At 72.6% G+C, this 15,479-nt stretch carries 15 protein-coding genes; 9 read left to right on the top strand and 6 right to left on the bottom strand.

The features are described 5' to 3' along the window. The first annotated feature begins 36 nt into the window (after positions 1-36). The 4 genes from C1J01_RS05055 (at position 37) to C1J01_RS49580 (ending at position 4,724) form a co-directional block, all read left to right on the top strand. Positions 37-549: a MaoC family dehydratase gene (locus C1J01_RS05055; protein WP_111176519.1), complete on the top strand. Its 513-nt coding sequence runs from the start codon at positions 37-39 to the stop codon at positions 547-549. A gap of 13 nt (positions 550-562) precedes the next feature. After that, entirely contained in the window at positions 563-1,726 is a 1,164-nt protein-coding gene (locus C1J01_RS05050) for an acyl-CoA dehydrogenase family protein (protein WP_111176517.1), read from the top strand. 85 nt (positions 1,727-1,811) lie between these two features. Further along, complete coding sequence (locus C1J01_RS05045) at positions 1,812-3,092, top strand: acyltransferase family protein (RefSeq protein WP_235854260.1); 1,281 nt, start codon at positions 1,812-1,814, stop codon at positions 3,090-3,092. 438 nt (positions 3,093-3,530) lie between these two features. Beyond that, complete coding sequence (locus C1J01_RS49580) at positions 3,531-4,724, top strand: cysteine--tRNA ligase (RefSeq protein ID WP_181448578.1); 1,194 nt, start codon at positions 3,531-3,533, stop codon at positions 4,722-4,724. A gap of 1 nt (position 4,725) precedes the next feature. Here C1J01_RS49580 and C1J01_RS05035 read toward each other — a convergent pair whose 3' ends face one another. The 4 genes from C1J01_RS05035 to tal form a co-directional block, all read right to left on the bottom strand. Further along, entirely contained in the window at positions 4,726-5,265 is a 540-nt protein-coding gene (locus tag C1J01_RS05035; RefSeq protein ID WP_220039737.1) for a cupin domain-containing protein, read from the bottom strand. Between the two features lie 46 nt (positions 5,266-5,311). Beyond that, complete coding sequence (locus C1J01_RS05030) at positions 5,312-5,584, bottom strand: hypothetical protein (protein ID WP_111176515.1); 273 nt, start codon at positions 5,582-5,584, stop codon at positions 5,312-5,314. A gap of 732 nt (positions 5,585-6,316) precedes the next feature. Beyond that, the gene (locus tag C1J01_RS05025) at positions 6,317-6,904 is read right to left on the bottom strand and encodes a DsbA family oxidoreductase (protein ID WP_111176513.1); all 588 of its coding nucleotides are present in this window, start codon (positions 6,902-6,904) and stop codon (positions 6,317-6,319) included. Between the two features lies 1 nt (position 6,905). Beyond that, positions 6,906-8,021: a transaldolase gene (gene tal, locus C1J01_RS05020; protein ID WP_111176511.1), complete on the bottom strand. Its 1,116-nt coding sequence runs from the start codon at positions 8,019-8,021 to the stop codon at positions 6,906-6,908. 179 nt (positions 8,022-8,200) lie between these two features. Between tal and C1J01_RS05015 the strand changes: the two genes are divergently transcribed. Further along, positions 8,201-8,818 (top strand): TetR/AcrR family transcriptional regulator, encoded by a 618-nt coding sequence (locus C1J01_RS05015; protein WP_111176509.1) that lies wholly within the window; start codon positions 8,201-8,203, stop codon positions 8,816-8,818. Then, on the top strand, positions 8,815-9,630 hold the full coding sequence (locus tag C1J01_RS05010) for an alpha/beta hydrolase (protein WP_111176507.1): 816 nt from the start codon (positions 8,815-8,817) through the stop codon (positions 9,628-9,630). Before C1J01_RS05015 ends, C1J01_RS05010 begins: the two co-directional genes overlap by 4 nt. A gap of 39 nt (positions 9,631-9,669) precedes the next feature. Here the strand turns inward: C1J01_RS05010 and C1J01_RS05005 are convergent, their stop codons facing one another. Beyond that, positions 9,670-10,950 carry an ABC transporter ATP-binding protein gene (locus C1J01_RS05005; protein WP_111176505.1) on the bottom strand — a complete coding sequence of 427 codons (1,281 nt, stop codon included), beginning with the start codon at positions 10,948-10,950 and terminating at the stop codon, positions 9,670-9,672. Positions 10,951-11,260: 310 nt separating this feature from the next. Between C1J01_RS05005 and C1J01_RS05000 the strand changes: the two genes are divergently transcribed. The 3 genes from C1J01_RS05000 to C1J01_RS04990 all read left to right on the top strand — a co-directional run bounded on the left by C1J01_RS05000 (position 11,261) and on the right by C1J01_RS04990 (position 14,393). After that, positions 11,261-12,286: a LacI family DNA-binding transcriptional regulator gene (locus C1J01_RS05000; RefSeq protein ID WP_111176503.1), complete on the top strand. Its 1,026-nt coding sequence runs from the start codon at positions 11,261-11,263 to the stop codon at positions 12,284-12,286. Positions 12,287-12,436: 150 nt separating this feature from the next. Next, positions 12,437-13,351, top strand: coding sequence for a sugar kinase (locus tag C1J01_RS04995; protein ID WP_111176501.1), 915 nt, complete (start codon positions 12,437-12,439; stop codon positions 13,349-13,351). 136 nt (positions 13,352-13,487) lie between these two features. After that, positions 13,488-14,393 carry a D-isomer specific 2-hydroxyacid dehydrogenase family protein gene (locus C1J01_RS04990; RefSeq protein ID WP_111176499.1) on the top strand — a complete coding sequence of 302 codons (906 nt, stop codon included), beginning with the start codon at positions 13,488-13,490 and terminating at the stop codon, positions 14,391-14,393. A gap of 212 nt (positions 14,394-14,605) precedes the next feature. Here C1J01_RS04990 and C1J01_RS04985 read toward each other — a convergent pair. Continuing rightward, positions 14,606-15,479 (bottom strand): DUF4352 domain-containing protein (locus tag C1J01_RS04985; protein ID WP_146615473.1); only part of this gene is annotated, 874 nt, incomplete at its 5' end.

The following is a 15,479-nucleotide window of genomic DNA, read 5'->3' as shown; positions in this document are numbered from 1 at the left end:
ACGTGGGAAATCTGATCGTGTGAACAGGAGCAGCCGGTGACCGTCCACGAACCAGGTCTGGGGCGTTACTACGAGGACTTCGTGGTCGGCGACGTCTACCAGCATCCGCTGGGCCGCACGATCAGTGAGGCGGACAACACCTGGTTCACGCTCCTGACGATGAACACGAACCAGAACCACTTCAACGCCCACTTCGCCGCCAAGGCGCCCACCGGCAAGATCATCGTGAACTCCGGGCTCACCGTGGCCATCGTGCTCGGCCTGTCGGTCATCGACGTCAGCCAGACGGCGATCATGAACCTGGGGTGGGAGGAGATCAAGCTCACCCACCCCGTGTTCATCGGCGACACCGTCTACGCCGAGTCGAAGGTGACCGCCAAGCGGGAGTCGAAGTCACGCCCGTACGCCGGCATCGTCGGCTTCCACACGCGCGGGCTCAACCAGGACGGCGACGAGATCATGTCGTGGACGCGGACCGTCATGGTCTACAAACGCGACGCGCCCCACGACAAGGGCTATTTCCCGCAGGCCAAGACGGGCCCGCTGTGAGGATTCGAGGCTGATGGACTTCGAGCTGACCGACGAGCAGAAGGCGTTCCGCGAGACGCTGCGCACGTTCGTGGACAAGGAGATCGTGCCGGTGGCGACCGAGTGGGAGCACTCCGGCCGCTATCCCGCCGAGATCGTCGAGAAGATGAAGCAGATGGGGCTGTTCGGCCTGTCCGTGCCCGAGGAGTACGGCGGGCTGGAAGCCGACATGGTGACGTTCGCGCTGGTCTTCGAGGAGATCGCGCGAGGCTGGATGGGCGTGGCCGGCACGATCGGCTCCCACTCCCTGGCCTGCTGGATGATCGCCCGCCACGGCACCGACGAGCAGAAACGCCGCCACCTGCCCGACCTGGCCACCGGCGCCCGCCGTACGGCCATCGCGCTGACCGAGCCCTGGGCGGGCACCGACCTGCAGGGCATCCAGACCCGTGCCGTACGCGACGGCGACCACTACGTCGTCACCGGCACCAAGACCTGGATCACCAACGCCCGCCACGCCGACCCGCTGCCCGTGCTGGTCAAGACCTCCGTCGAGCAGCCGGCGCACCGCGGCATGTCGGTGCTGCTGGTCGATCCCGCCTCGCCCGGCTTCGGCATCAGCCGCGACCTGCCCAAGCTCGGCTACAAGGGCACCGAGACGTGCGAGGTCGTGCTCGACGAGGTGCGCGTGCCGGTGTCGGCGCTGCTCGGCGGCGTCGAGGGGCGCGGCATGCAGCAGGTGCTCGGCGGGCTGGAGATGGGCCGGATCAACATCGCCGCCCGCGCCGTCGGCGTCGCGCAGGCCGCCTACGACGCCGCGCTGGCGTACTCGCGTGAACGCACGGCGTTCGGCCGGCCGATCTCCGACTTCCAGGCCATCCAGCTCAAGCTCGCCGACATGGCCACCGAGATCCAGGCCGCGCGGCTGCTCACGTACTGGGCCGCCTCCCAGGCCGACGGCGGCAGGCGGGTGGACATGGAGGCCGGCATGGCGAAGTACTTCGCCTCGGAGGTCGCGCTGAAGGCGTCGCTGGAGTCGATGCGCGTCCACGGCGGCTACGGCTACTCGCAGGAGTTCGTGGTCGAGCGGCTCTACCGCGACGCGCCGCTGATGGCGATCGGCGAGGGCACCAACGACGTCCAGCGCATGGTCATCGCCCGCGCCCTGATCTCCGGCAAGGGCAAGGTCGGCTGGTGACGATCCCGTAGCCGTCGGCGTTTCCTGAGCTGCGGTGCCCGAACCGCGGCATCTGTCCCGACGAAAACGGGGTAGGTTGGGGCGGGTGTCCCTCGCCGCCCCGCCATCCGCCGTGTCCGCTCCCAGGCTCGCCTGGCTGGACGCGCTGCGCGGCATCGGGGCGCTGGCGGTCGTGGTCGAGCACATCCTGCCCTGGTTCCTGCCCAGCCTGCGGTTCTACTGGTTCAACCCGGGCGTCTACGGCATCCTCGTCTTCTTCCTGGTCAGCGGCTACATCATCCCGGCCTCGCTGGAACGCCACGGCGACGTGCGGGCGTTCTGGATCAGCCGCTTCTTCCGCCTCTACCCCCTCTACCTCGCCGTCATCGCCGTGGTGCTGGCCCTGGCCTGGTGGGTGCCGGTGCGCGAGGCCGTGCCGCGCGACGGCAGCGCGGTGGCCGCGCACGCGACCATGCTGCTCGACGTCGTCAGCGTCGGCGGCGTCGCCGACACCATGTGGACGCTGTCGTACGAGATGGTCTTCTACCTCGTCGTGACCGCGCTGTTCCTGACGAGGGGACATCGGCGCAGCGGCACGCTGGCGATCGTGTTCGCGGCCGGGGCGGTGCTGGTCGGGCTGCTCACCCCGGGGGCCGTGCTGGGCGGCGGCTGGCTCGCGTACGCGTCGTGCGCCGTCTTCGTGGTGGGCCTGACCTGCGTCGTGTGGGACAGGTTCCGTACGGCCGCCGCCACCGTGCTCGGCGTCATGGCCGTCACGCTGCTGGTGCTGAGCAGCCGCGTGCCGTGGCTCGGGGTGGCGGTGCTCGCGGTGATGTTCGCCGGCACGGCGATCTACCGGTGGGAGCGCGGCGAGGCCGGGCTGTGGCCGGTGGCGGTCACCGCGGCGCTGGTCGGCATCACGCCGGTGTGGGCCGTCATGAGCGGCTGGTGGTGGGTCCAGGCCGGCGTCTGGGTGACCACGATCGCGCTGGCCGGGGCCACGTTCGCGGGCGCGATGGCGCTGCGCGGGCGGCGGCTGCCCAAGGTGGCCGTGTGGCTCGGCCTGATCAGCTACTCGCTCTACCTGGTGCACCACCCGGTGCTCAAGTACGTCGTGGAGATCACCGGCGACCTGCGGGCGCGGGAGCTGCCGTACCAGCTCGCCGTGACGGCGGTGGCGCTGGTCGCGGTCCTGGCGCTCAGCGCGCTGGCCTACCGCTACGTCGAGAAGCCGATGCAGGCCCTCGGCCGCCGCGTCTCACGCCAGAGCCGGCTCCAGAGCGCGGGCGAGGCCAGGGTGCCGCCCGAGCACCTGGGCGACGACCGGGTCCTCGGCCATGAGGAAGGCCAGGTGCCTGACCGCGTGCGCGACAACGTTGGCGACTGAGATCAGCTCGGGCGACGGCGTCGCGGGCGCCTCGCCGCGGGCGATCTCCAGCACCGGCACCTCCGTCGCGGGCAGCCACGGCGCCGGATCGGGACAGACCGCGTAGGTCAGCACGATCGTGCCGCCCGGCTCGTGCCGCCAGCTCGTGGAGTGGACGACCGTGGCGGCGTCTCCCGCCGCGACGCCGGCCAGCGCGCGGGCCGTCTCGTCGGGACTCTCCCCGGGCGGCGGCGTGGCGCGGGCCCGCCGGTACGACCAGCGACCCGCGGCATCGACCCTGAGCATGAGCGTCTCGACCGAGACCACGTGTCCTCCCGTCACCCCCGACAACTTACTGCCAATCATGTGCAGGTGCGTCCACCAAGCATATGTGTCCCGCTCTTGAACGCCGGGGCCCGTCCGGGGTGTAGTCGATGGCGTGGGAGAGAGGGGGCGGCCATGGCCGGTTCGCTGGTGCTGATGGGGTCGGGGGAGACGAGCCCGACGATGGTCGAGATCCACCGCGCCGCCGCGCGGACGCTGCGTCCGGGGGCACGGGCCGTGCTGCTCGACACCCCCTACGCCTTCCAGGAGAACCACGCCGACATCTCGGCCCGCGCCCGCCGCTACTTCGCGCACAGCGTCGGCCTCGACGTCGAGGTCGCGACGGGCATCACCGGGGCCGACTGGGTCTTCTCCGGCCCCGGCAGCCCCACGTACGCGCTGGAGCGCTGGGCCGGCTCCGGCGTGGCGGGCGACCTGCGCGCCCGGATCAGGGCACGGGAGGGCGTGACCGTGCTGGCCTCGGCGGCGGCCTGCACGGCCGGCCTGGCCACGGTGCCCGTCTACGAGATCTACAAGGTGGGCGCCGAGCCCCACTGGCGCGAAGGGCTCGGCCTGCTGGAGTCGCTAGGGCTGCGGGCCGTGCTGATCCCCCACTTCGACAACACCGAGGGCGGCACCCACGACACCCGCTTCTGCTACCTCGGCGAGCGCCGCCTGTCCCGGATGGAGCGCGAGCTGCCGCCCGGCACGGCCGTGCTCGGCCTCGACGAGCACACCGCCCTGGTCATCGACCTGGACAGCGAGTCGGTACGGGTGGCCGGTCGCGGCGGGCTGACCGTACGCCTGCCCGGCTCGCAGGCGTTCCTGCCGGCCGGCACCGGCACCGACCTCGCCGGGCTGCGCCGCCTGGCGGAGGGGGCGGCCGACGCGCCCGCGCCGCCCCCGCCCCCGCGCGAGGAACGGGAGACTCACGCCGAGGCCACCCTGGAGGAGTCGATCCGCGCCTGCGAGGAGGCGTTCCGGGCGGCGGCGGGCCGGCCGGACCCGGTCGCCGCCGCGCAGACGGTGCTCGACCTGGAGACCGAGATGGTCAAGTGGGCCGCCGACACCGAGGAGGACTCCGGCGGGGTCGAGCAGGCCCGCGAGGTGCTGCGGCTGCTGATCGCCCGCCTCGGCGAGCAGGCCGCGGCCGAGACCCGCCGCGCCCGGAGCCTGCCGTGCCTGGTGGAGGCGCTGCTGGCGCTCCGCGGCGAGCTGCGCGCGCAGGGCCGCTACGACGTGGCCGACGCGCTGCGCGCCGCCCTGGTGCGCGGCGGCATCACGATCGAGGACACCCCCGGCGGCCCCCGCTGGGCGCCCGCTCCCTGACTCAGCCGGTCACCGGGTGGGTCAGGCCGTAGCGGGCCACGACGTCGTCGAGCCAGTCGGGCGTGCCGTACGTCAGGCCGTACCTCTCGGCGAGCTCGGCGAACTCCGGCGTCTCGCGCACGCTCACGCCGGTCGGCGGCCGGACGGAGGCGAAGAGCTCGGCGAGCTCGCGGAAGTAGTCCTCGAAGCCACCCGGGGTGATGACCTCGACGATGCGGCCGGGCGTCGTCCCGGCGTTCCACATGGCGTGCAGCTGGTCGCGCGGCTTGGTGATGTAGCCGCCGGGCCCCAGCACGACCTCGGCGTCGTCGGACCGGAAGCCGATCTCGCCTTCGAGCACGAGCGAGTGCTCGTCCTCGCGGGTGTGGCGGTGCGGCATGGTGATCGTCCCCACGGCGAACGGATGCTCCACGACGGCCACCACGCCGTGATTGTCGCGGCTGTGCAGCTTGAAGACCGCGCCGAACCCCGGGATGGAGACCGAATCCCCGCCCCCGGGCGGCACCACCTTCACGGCGGGTGCTCGGCCGACGTCCATCATGTCCCTCCTGTTTCGAGAAGAGTTACAGACTACATCTGTAACGTAACTACTGCTCCGCCGGGCAGACGGGAGGCGTGATCGTGAGGGAGAACTCGAGGCGGAGTGAGGTGTCGTCCGGGAGGGCGATCGCTCGTGCCTCCGGGCTGGTCGCCCAGCAGGCGGGCAGGAGGAAGTAGCGGCCGTGAGCATGGAGGAGCAGGCGCAGCCCGGTGTAGCGGAAGCGGAACTTCGCGTGCGGGTCGGGGAAGGCGGTCTCGGTGACGCCGGCGCCTTCCAGGTGGAGACGCTGCGGCGCGTAGACCACCACGCCGGACAACATCGACGAACCCAGCAGGAGCTGCCTCGCGTCGTCCGCGCCGCGGAAGCGGGCGTAGATCGCGACCGCCCACAGCAGCAGGAACAGGATCAGGGTCGCGAGGACGACCCGGCCGACGAAGCGGTGCGCCGGAGGGACCGGCGTTGTAGTAGGTGCGGGTGTACACCCAGCCGAAATAGATCATCAGGGCCGCGACGAAGGTCGTCGGCGTCACGACGTGGGCGAGGACGCTCCACATCCGGGTGAGATCCTGACCCGGTTCCGAGCGGGAGCCGTCGTCGCGTTCGCATGCCTTGGCAGCCATGAGCGAGCACGGGTGCTACGACTCGGCCGGAGCCGGCGGCTGGTCGTCGATCTCCGGCGGCGGGTCGCCGTCGGGCTCCGTGTCGCCGGGTCGGACCGGGCATCTGCCGGCACACCCGGGCGGTGGGGTCGGGCAGATCCCCTCCGCCGTCGGGCGGGACCAGGTCGCCCACCGGCTTGACCTGCGGCCGCGACGGCGCGGACGAGATCACCTGTGGCGGGGCCGACCCGTCCGAGCAGGCGGTCGCGAGGACGACGCCGGCCACGAGGACCGCGATCCGGCGCAGTTGCCGACTCGGCACGATCGCCTCCGCAGGGCCGCTCCGATTGCCGACGTCGAGGGCAGGTCATACCGCGTCCGCGGCCGCCTCATTCCCGACCGCGACCAGTGGTGATCGTCCGATGGGCAACTCTTGTAAGGGCGCGGGCCGCCTACCGGGCTTCGTCCGCCAGGCGTTCGAACTCCGCCGGCGGGAGCAGGCCCGAGACCAGCTCGCCCGCGATGAGCCAGCTCGGCGTGGCCTGTACGCCGTGCCACGCCCCCAGCGACTCCGCCTCGGTGAGCGCCGCGAACGCGGCGCCGGAGTCGAGCCCGGCACGCAGACCGGCGAGGTCGACGCGGGCCTCGGCGGCGTGCCGTTCGATCACCGCCGGGTCTCCCAGGTCCTCACCGAGCACGAAGTGCGCCTCGAACAGGCCCCGGAGGAAGCCGGCCGACGCCCGCGCCGCGTTCAGCCGTGCCCATTCCACGGCGGCCAGTGCCCTTCGCGTGTCGGGCAGCCGGGCCGGCCAGTGCAACGGCAGGCCGGCCGCGGCCGCCTCGCGTTCGAGCGCCGTGTACATCGGTCCTACGCGCGGCCCCGCCTCGATCCCGCCGGGCGGGATCTCGGGATGGATCTGGAACGGCAGGTGCACCACGTCCAGGCCGCGGGCCTCGAGGATGGCGTTCCGGTGTTGCGCCACGTAACAGAACGGGCAGATGACGTCGAACCAGTGCAGGACCGATGGGCGCGGCTCCACGTCAGCCTCTCGCCTTCGCCAGGCGTGCGGCCACGGCCTCCAGCAGCGTCACCCACGACCGCTCGAACGCCGCGACGCCCTCGTCCTCCAGCACCCGGAACACCTCGTCCAGGTCGACGCCCACCGCCGTGAGCCGATCGAAAACCTCCTGCGCGGGCCGGCCCAGGCCGGTGATCGTGTCGCCGTTGATCCGTCCGTGGTCGGCGACGGCGCGCAGCGTCCGCTCCGGCATCGTGCTGACGACGCCGGGGGCGACGAGCTCGTCGACGTAGCGGGTGTCGCGGTAGCCGGGGTTCTTCACGCTGGTGGACGCCCACAGCGGGCGCTGCGGCCGGGCCCCCGCACCGGCCAGCGCCCGCCACCGGTCCCCGGCGAAGAGCTCCTCGTGCACCGCGTACGCCAGGCGGGCGTTGGCGATCGCCGCCTGGCCGCGCAGCGCCCTCGCCTCCTCGGTGCCGATCGCCTCCAGGCGCCGGTCCACCTCGGTGTCGACCCTGGAGACGAAGAACGACGCCACCGACGCGATGCCGGCGAGGTCGTGCCCGCCGGCCCGCGCCCGTTCCAGGCCGGTGAGGAAGGCGTCGACGACGGCCCGGTAGCGCTCGGGAGAGAAGATCAGCGTCACGTTGACGCTGATGCCCTCCGCGAGCGCCGCGGTGACGGCCGGCAGGCCCTCCTCGGTCGCCGGGATCTTGACGAACGCGTTGGGCCTGGCCACGGTCCGCCACAACTGCCGGGCCTCGGCCACCGTCCCCGCGGTGTCCCTGGCCAGCCGGGGGTCCACCTCGATCGACACCCGGCCGTCCACGCCGCCCGTCCGCTCGTGGAGGGGACGGAACAGGTCGGCGGCGTCGCGCACGTCCGCCGTGGTCAGCTCGCGCACCGCGGCGGAGGCGTCGGCGCCGGCGGCGGCCAGCTCGCGCAGCCGGCCGTCGTAGGCCGCGCCGTGCGCGATGGCGGCCGCGAAGATCGTCGGGTTCGTGGTGACACCGGAGACGTGCAGGTCGCGGACGAGCCCGGCGAGGCCGCCCGACTCCAGCCGCTCCCGTGACAGGTCGTCGAGCCAGATGGACACCCCGGCCGCGACCAGGTCGGCGAGCCGGTCCGTACCGCTCATGACTGTTTCCCTCCTTGTCCTCGCGAGCGAGGGCGCACCGTGACGCCCGGCCCGGCTGACTCGGCCTTTCGTTTACAGCCATGGAATGTAACTTAAGCCGAGCAGCGATCACGCACCGCCCCGATGCTTGTGTTACAGTCACAGACTGTAACGTATCGAGCACCGCCGCGAGGGGATCCATGGGACGACAGCCGCAGGGCGAGCGGGCGCATCCAGGAGGCCGGCCCCGCGACGCGGCCATCGACGAGGCCATCATCCTGGCCACCCGCGAGCGGCTGGTCCGCGACGGCTACTCGAAGATGACCATCGGCGACATCGTCGCCGACGCCGGGGTGACCCGTCCCACGCTCTACCGCCGCTGGAAGAACAAGTTCGACCTGGTGGTCGACGCCCTCGACTACGGTTTCCGCAAGCAGCGCGACATGTACACCGTCGACCTGTCCGAGCTGGAGCCGCGCGAGGCGCTCGTCGAGGCGGTCCGCCGGCTCGACCCGGCCTACTTCAACCCCGACGCCATGGTGCTGATGGGCAACTTCGCCGGCGAGGCGATCCGCACCCCCGAGCTGATGGAGATCCTGCGCGAGCACGCCGTCGAGCCGCGCGTCTCGCTGATGGAGGAGGTGCTGCAGGGGCTGCGCGAGCGCGGCGCGGTCCACGACGGCATCGACACCCGCGTCATCGCGATGATGTGCTTCGGTGCCTACTTCGCCGCCTTCTACGCGGGCGAGCCGAAGAAGGAGATCCCCGAACGGGTCGTCGCGGTGGTCTGGCCCGCCATCGCGGCCGGGCGGTCATGACCGCCGTGACGGTCGAGCGCGACCTCGTCTACGCCACCGTGGGCGGCGCCGACCTCGCCCTCGACCTCTACCGCGCCCCGCAGCAGGACGCGCCCCTGGTGGTGTACGCCCACGGCGGCGGCTGGCGGCACGGCGACAAGGCCGACGGCGGGGCCGAGCGGCTGGCGCCGCTGGCCGCGTACGGCGTGACGGTGGCGTCGGTGAACTACCGGCTGGCGCCCGGCGCCGTCTTCCCCGATCCGCTGCACGACCTCAAGGGAGCCGTGCGCTGGCTGCGCGCCCACGGGGCCCGCCTGGGGCTGGCGACCGAGCGGATCGGCGTGTGGGGCGCGTCGGCCGGGGCCTACCTCGGCTCCCTGCTGGCCCTCACCCCCGGCGACGCCGAGCTGGAGGGCGACGTCGGCGGAAACGTGGGCCTGTCCAGCGCCGTGCAGGCCGCCGTCCACTGGTTCGGCCAGTCCGATCTGGTGGTGTCCGCCTCGCGCAGCGCGCTGGAGGCCCGCCTGCTGCCGTTCGCGTTCGAGGCCGACCTGCTCGGCGTTGCGGGCCCGGCCGGCGTGGCCGGCGCGGCGGGCGGGTTGAGCCTGCTGTCGCGCGTCGCCCCGCAGGCGCCGCCCTTCCTCATCGCGCACGGCGACCGCGACCGGGTGATCCCGCCCTCGGAGGGCGAGGCCCTGCACCACGCGCTCAGCCGGGCCGGGGTGAGCAGCCGCTTCGAGCTCCTCGGCGGCGCCGGTCACGAGGGGGCCGAGTTCGACCGGCCCGACTCGCTCGCCACGACGGCGGCCTGGTTGCGCGCCGTGTTGGGCTGAGGCGGGGCCTCGGCGTCGGCCTGTGGCGCCGTCCCGGGCTCAGCGTTGGGGGGTGTCGATGCGGGTGCCGTCGGTCTTGAAGAGCATGACGCGGGAGAGGTCCACCGCCACCTTGGCGGCGTCGCCCACACGCCAGACGGGCCGGCCGCCCAGGCGGACGACCAGATCGGCGCGACGGTGGATGCCGTTGTTCGGGTGCTGTCCCACCCGCTCCTGCTCCTGGGGCTCCTCCCGGCGGCCGAACACCCGCCGCGCCAGGCGCTGCAACGCCCCCGCTCCCTGGTCGTCGCCGGTCGCCCGCATGCGCGGGTCCGGCGGCTCCGGCACCGGCACCGGCGGCATCCCGCACTCCACGTACGCCAGCCAGTCGTGCCCGTGGTACTCCAGCGCCCGCACCCGCCCGTAGAACGACGGCCCGTCGTACGACTCCGGCACCGGCGCCAGCCCGTCCGGCCGCATGCCGACCAGCACCTGACCGCCCGTGTGCTGCGAGACCGCGTACGCCCGGGGGTCGCTCCACGGCATCGTCAGCCGGTGCGGCCCGAAGTCCAGCATCACGTACTGGTTCTGCGGCGTCCTGACGTCGGCGGCCAGCAGGTTGAGCTGCTGGGAGTTGAGGAAGGCCGCGACGAACGCCGTCGCCGGGTCGTTGTAGATCTGCGCCGGCGTGCCGATGTCCTGCAGCACCCCGCGGTTGAGTATCGCGATCCGGTCCGCCAGGGTCAGCGCCTCCACCTGGTCGTGCGTGACGTAGATGGTGGTGACGCCGAGCGACCTGACCAGGGCCGAGATCTCCATCCGCAGCTCGGTGCGCATGCCGGCGTCGAGGTTCGACAGCGGCTCGTCCATGAGGAACAGCCGGGGCTGGCGGACGATCGCCCGGCCCATCGCCACGCGCTGGCGCTGGCCGCCGGAGAGCGTGCCGGGCCGGCGTTCGAGCGTCTCCTCGATGTGCAGCGCCTTGGACAACTCGGTGACGCGCTCGTGCACCAGCGCCGGGTCGGACCTGGCGATCTCCAGCGGGAAGGAGATGTTCCCGCGTACGGTCCGGTGCGGGTAGAGGGCGCCGTTCTGGAACACCATGGCGACGTCGCGGTCGCGCGGCGCCAGGTGGTTGGCCACCTCGCCGTCCAGCCACAGATCGCCGTCGGTGATCTGCTCCAGGCCCGCGATCATCCGCAGCAACGTGGACTTGCCGCATCCGGAGGGCCCGAGGAGGACCAGGAACTCGCCGTCTTTCGCCTGCAGGCTGAGCCGGTCGACGGCGAGGAAGCCGCCCGGATACACCTTGGTCACTTTGTCGAGTACGACCGAGCTCATGGGCCCACACCTTGCGCGCGTGTCAGCTGGGACAGGGCTGATTGGAGAGGTAGTACATCGCGGCTTAATGGTGAATGTCCACCCTTGACATAAAGAAAGTGATTCGGGGCGATTTCGGTCTTGGATATTGGGCCGCCCATTCCTGGAAAGATCGGGATTTATCCACCCATGAAAGGGTTTGCGGAAAATTGCCGCAACGTCTTTCATGGTCGAAACCGTGACCGCCGCCGGCCCGGGAGGCCTCGAGGGCCGGGAGCGGGGGCCCGGCGAGCAGCCGGTTCGGCCGGCTGGTGGAAAGTAAAGTGAGGGCATGAACGGCAACGCTCGCCTCGCCGACATCGCCACCCAGGCCGGGGTGAGCGAGGCCACCGTCAGCAGGGTGCTCAACGGCAGGCCCGGCGTCTCGGCCGCCACCCGCCAAGCCGTGATGGCCGCCCTCGACCTCATGGGCTACGAACGCCCGCCCCGGCTGCGCCAGCGCAGCAACGGGCTGGTCGGCCTGGTGACGCCCGAGCTGGACAACCCGATCTTCCCCGCCTTCGCGCAGGCCATCGAGAAGGCGCTGACGCAGCACGGCTACACGCCCGTGCTCTGCACCCAGCTGCCCGGCGGCGCCCCCGAGGACGAGTTCACCGAGCTGCTGGTCGACCGCGGCGTGTGCGGCATCGTGTTCGTCTCCGGCCTGCACGCCGACACCAGCGCCCGGATGGACCGCTACACCCGCCTCACCGACCGCGGCCTGCCGATCGTGCTGGTCGACGGCTACAACGAGCAGATCGACGCGCCGTTCATCTCGCCCGACGACCGCCTGGCCACCAGGCTGGCCGTGCAGCACCTCGTCGACCTCGGCCACGAGCGCATCGGCCTCGCGCTGGGGCCGCGCAGGTTCGTCCCGGTCATCAGGAAGATCGAGGGGTACAAGCAGGCCATGGCCCAGTTGCTCGGCGCGGCCGACGTCGATGACCTGATCTCCCACTCCCTGTTCTCCGTCGAGGGCGGGCAGGCGGCCGCCGCGCAGTTGCTGACCCGCGGCTGCACCGGCATCGTGTGCGCCAGCGACCTCATGGCCCTGGGCGCGATCCGCGCCTGCCGGGAGAAGGGGCTGTCGGTGCCGGGCGAGGTGTCGGTCGTGGGGTTCGACGACTCGCCGCTGATCGCGTTCACCGACCCGCCGCTGACGACCGTGCGCAAGCCGATCGGCGCGATGGCCTCGGCCGCCGTGCAGACGCTGCTCGAAGAGGTCAACGGCGCACCCGCCCGCCACGTCGAGCTGGTCTTCCAGCCCGAGCTGGTCGTCCGCGGCTCCACCGGCTCGGGGCCGCTGGTCAACCGCTGACCGGCTCGCCGACGCAACCGGATAAGTCGCAACAAAAATCATTTAATAGTACTATCCGCCGCAGCCGGAGCTGATCCGGACGCGACGGTGGCGGCCTGACCGCGACCCGGTTACGGCGCGGCGGGACCGTACGAGCGAGGAGTGAGAGCTGTGACCGTCGTCGTGTGCGGTGAGGCGATGCTGCTGATGCTGGCCGAGCCGGGGGTCCCGCTGGAGCGGGCGACCGCGTTCCGCCGCTCCATCGCCGGCGCGGAGAGCAACGTGGCCGCGGGCCTGGCCCGGCTGGGCCACGACGTGCGCTGGATCGGCCGCCTCGGCGCCGACCCCGCGGGCCGCTCCGTGCTCGCCATGCTGCGCGCCGACGGCATCGACACCCGGCACGCCATCGTCGACCCCGGCGCGCCCACCGGTCTGCTGGTGCGCGACAGCCACCCGTCCCGCGCGATCGACGTGCAGTACTACCGCGCCGGTTCGGCCGCCTCCCGGCTGGCCCCCGAGGAGCTGACGCCCGAGATGGTGAGCGGCGCCCGGATCGTTCATGTCACCGGCATCACGCCCATGTTGTCCGCCTCGGCTCACCAGGCCACGCTGCGCCTGTTCGACCTGGCCCGCGAGGCGGGCGCGCTCGTCTCGTTCGACCCGAACATCCGCCTCAAGCTCGGCTCACCCGAGCTGTGGCGCGAACGCGTCGCGCCGCTGCTCGGCCGGGCCGACATCGTGCTGGCGGGGGAGGACGAGCTGGAGCTGCTCGGCGTGGATGCGGCCCGGCTCGGCGGGCTGGTCGTGGTCAAACACCGCGACAAGTCCGCCACCCTGGGCGAGGCGCGGCAGGAGGCGTTCCCGGTGACGCTGGTCGACCCGGTGGGCGCGGGCGACGCGTTCGCCGCCGGCTTCCTGTCGGGGGTGCTGCGCAAGGAGCCGTACGAGAGGTGCCTGCGCGAGGCCGCGGCGGTGGCGGCGCTCGTCGTGCAGTGCGTCAGCGACACCGACGGGCTGCCCGACCGGGCCGGGCTCGACCGTGCGCTGGCCTCGTTCACCGAGGCGGGGGAGACCGTCCACCGTTAGGGAATGCCGTGTGCCCCCGTCGAGCACGGCGCCCGCTTCCTTCGTGTCCCGAGGTGATCCGCTGCGGTGCGCGCCGGCGGCGTCCGGACATCCGGCAGACTGAGCAGCGAACCAACGTGAGACCTGAGGAGACCCCATGACCGTCGCCGTCCACGTCGGCCCCGAGCCCGTTCCCGCGCTCGTCGACGCCGTACGCCGAGGGGGCGGCCGCGTCGTGCCGCTGGAGGAGGCGGAGGCCATCGTCTACTTCGGCGGCGGCGACGCGCAGACGCTCCGCTCCATGCTGCACGAGGGCATCGGCTGGGTGCAGTTGCCGAGCGCGGGCGTCGAACGCTGGGCGGACGCCGGCGTCATCACCCGTCACCCCGTCTTCACCTCCGCCACCGGCGCGTACGCCCCCCAGATCGCCGAGCACGCACTGGCCCTGATGCTGGCCGCCGCCCGCGACCTGCACCGGCACGCCAGGGCCACGACGTGGGGCGCCAACACCTCCGTGGAGCTGGCCGGCGCCACGGTCACGATCGTCGGCTGCGGCGGCATCGGGCGCAGGCTGATCCGGCTGCTGGAGCCGTTCGGCTGCACCATCGTCGCGGTCACCGACCGGGGCGAGGTCCCGGGCGCCGCCCGGGTCCTGCCCCGCGCCCGCTACCGCGACGCGCTGCCCGACGCCCACTACGTCGTCATCGCCGCGCCCGCCACGCCGGACACCAAGGGCATGTTCGGGGCGGGCGAGTTCGGCCTCATGCGCGCGGACGCCTGGCTGGTGAACATCGCCAGAGGCAGCCTCGTCGTCACCGCCGACCTGGTGGACGCGCTGCGCGCGGGCCGCATCGGCGGGGCGGCGCTCGACGTCACCGACCCGGAGCCGCTGCCCGACGGTCACCCGCTGTGGGAGCTGGACAACGCCCTCATCACCCCGCACAGCGCCAACCCGCACGCCGCCTACTGGCGCCGCCTCGCCGAACGGGTCACCGCGAACGTACGCCACTACACCGCCGGCGAGCCCCTCGAAGGCGTGGTCTCCCCGGAGCAGGGCTTCTAGGCCACTCGCACACCCGCCGCCGGAACGCGTCCGGCCGTCTGGCCTTGCCGGGTGGCGGGTGTCGGGGCTTCGCGTCCGGGCTGAGAGGGCGGTGGGTGTGAGGGCTCTACGTCGGAGTTGACCGGGGCGGCGGGTGTCAGGGCTTCGCGTCCGGCCTGACCGGGGTAGCGGGTGTCAGGGCTTTGCGTTCGGGTTGACCGGGGTGATGGGTGCTAAGGCTTCTCGTCCAGGTTGACGAGGGCGCCGGCGCTCAGGCCTGAGTCGTGAACTTCCAGCCCGATCGGTGCGGCGTCCTTCGGCAGCTCGAACACCAGCGCGCCCGTGAACGACTCGCCCGCCTCGATGCGGATCGGCGTGATCTCCTTGCCGCCCTTGTCGAGCAGCTGGATGCCGCCGTGCGCCATCTCTTCCTCGTCGATCAGCTTCTGCTGGCCGGGGTAGAGAACGCGAGCCTCGTGGCCGACGTTGTTCACGCGGACGCCGATGCGGCACGTGCGCTTCACCGCCGCCCGTGCCGGTTTGGGGCACTTCGTGCTGGTGACCGCGAAGCGCAGCTTGCCGTCCTGGACGGGCCCGTCCGCGCCGGCGGCCGGTGAACGGAACAGCCACGTCAGCATGGCCACCAGTACCACCAGCACGACGACCAGGACCAGCAGCGCGGTCAGGCACCCCGTGCGGAGCCCTCGCCGGCGCCGGGGCGGGAAACCGGGCAGCGGCCCGCGACCGGTGGCGGCGCGGGGCGGCTGCCCCGGCTGGTGGTGATGCGGCATCTGCGCGGTCTGACGCGGCAACGGCACCTGCCCGACCGCCGGCATGGGCCCGGTACGGTCCGGGTGCGCCCCGTGCCCGACGGCCGGCAGCGGGCCGGTCCGTTCGGCCGGCGGCGGCTGGTGCACCCCGCGCGCCGCCCCGCCGGTGGGGCCGGTGCGTTCGACCGGCGGCTGGTGCGGCATCCGCGCCGTCCCCGGCGTGGGCCCGGTACGTTCGGCGGGTGATGGCGGGTAACCGCCGTGGGGAGCGCCGCCGGTGGGCCCGGTGCGTTCGGCGGGCGAGGGCTGGTGCACGCTGCGGGGGGCGCCGCCGGTG

This window comes from Nonomuraea aridisoli, assembly GCF_003236395.1.
GTDB lineage: Bacteria > Actinomycetota > Actinomycetes > Streptosporangiales > Streptosporangiaceae > Nonomuraea > Nonomuraea aridisoli.
The sequence above is the reverse complement of the archived record's forward strand: the minus strand, read 5'-3'. Positions and strand labels throughout refer to the sequence as shown.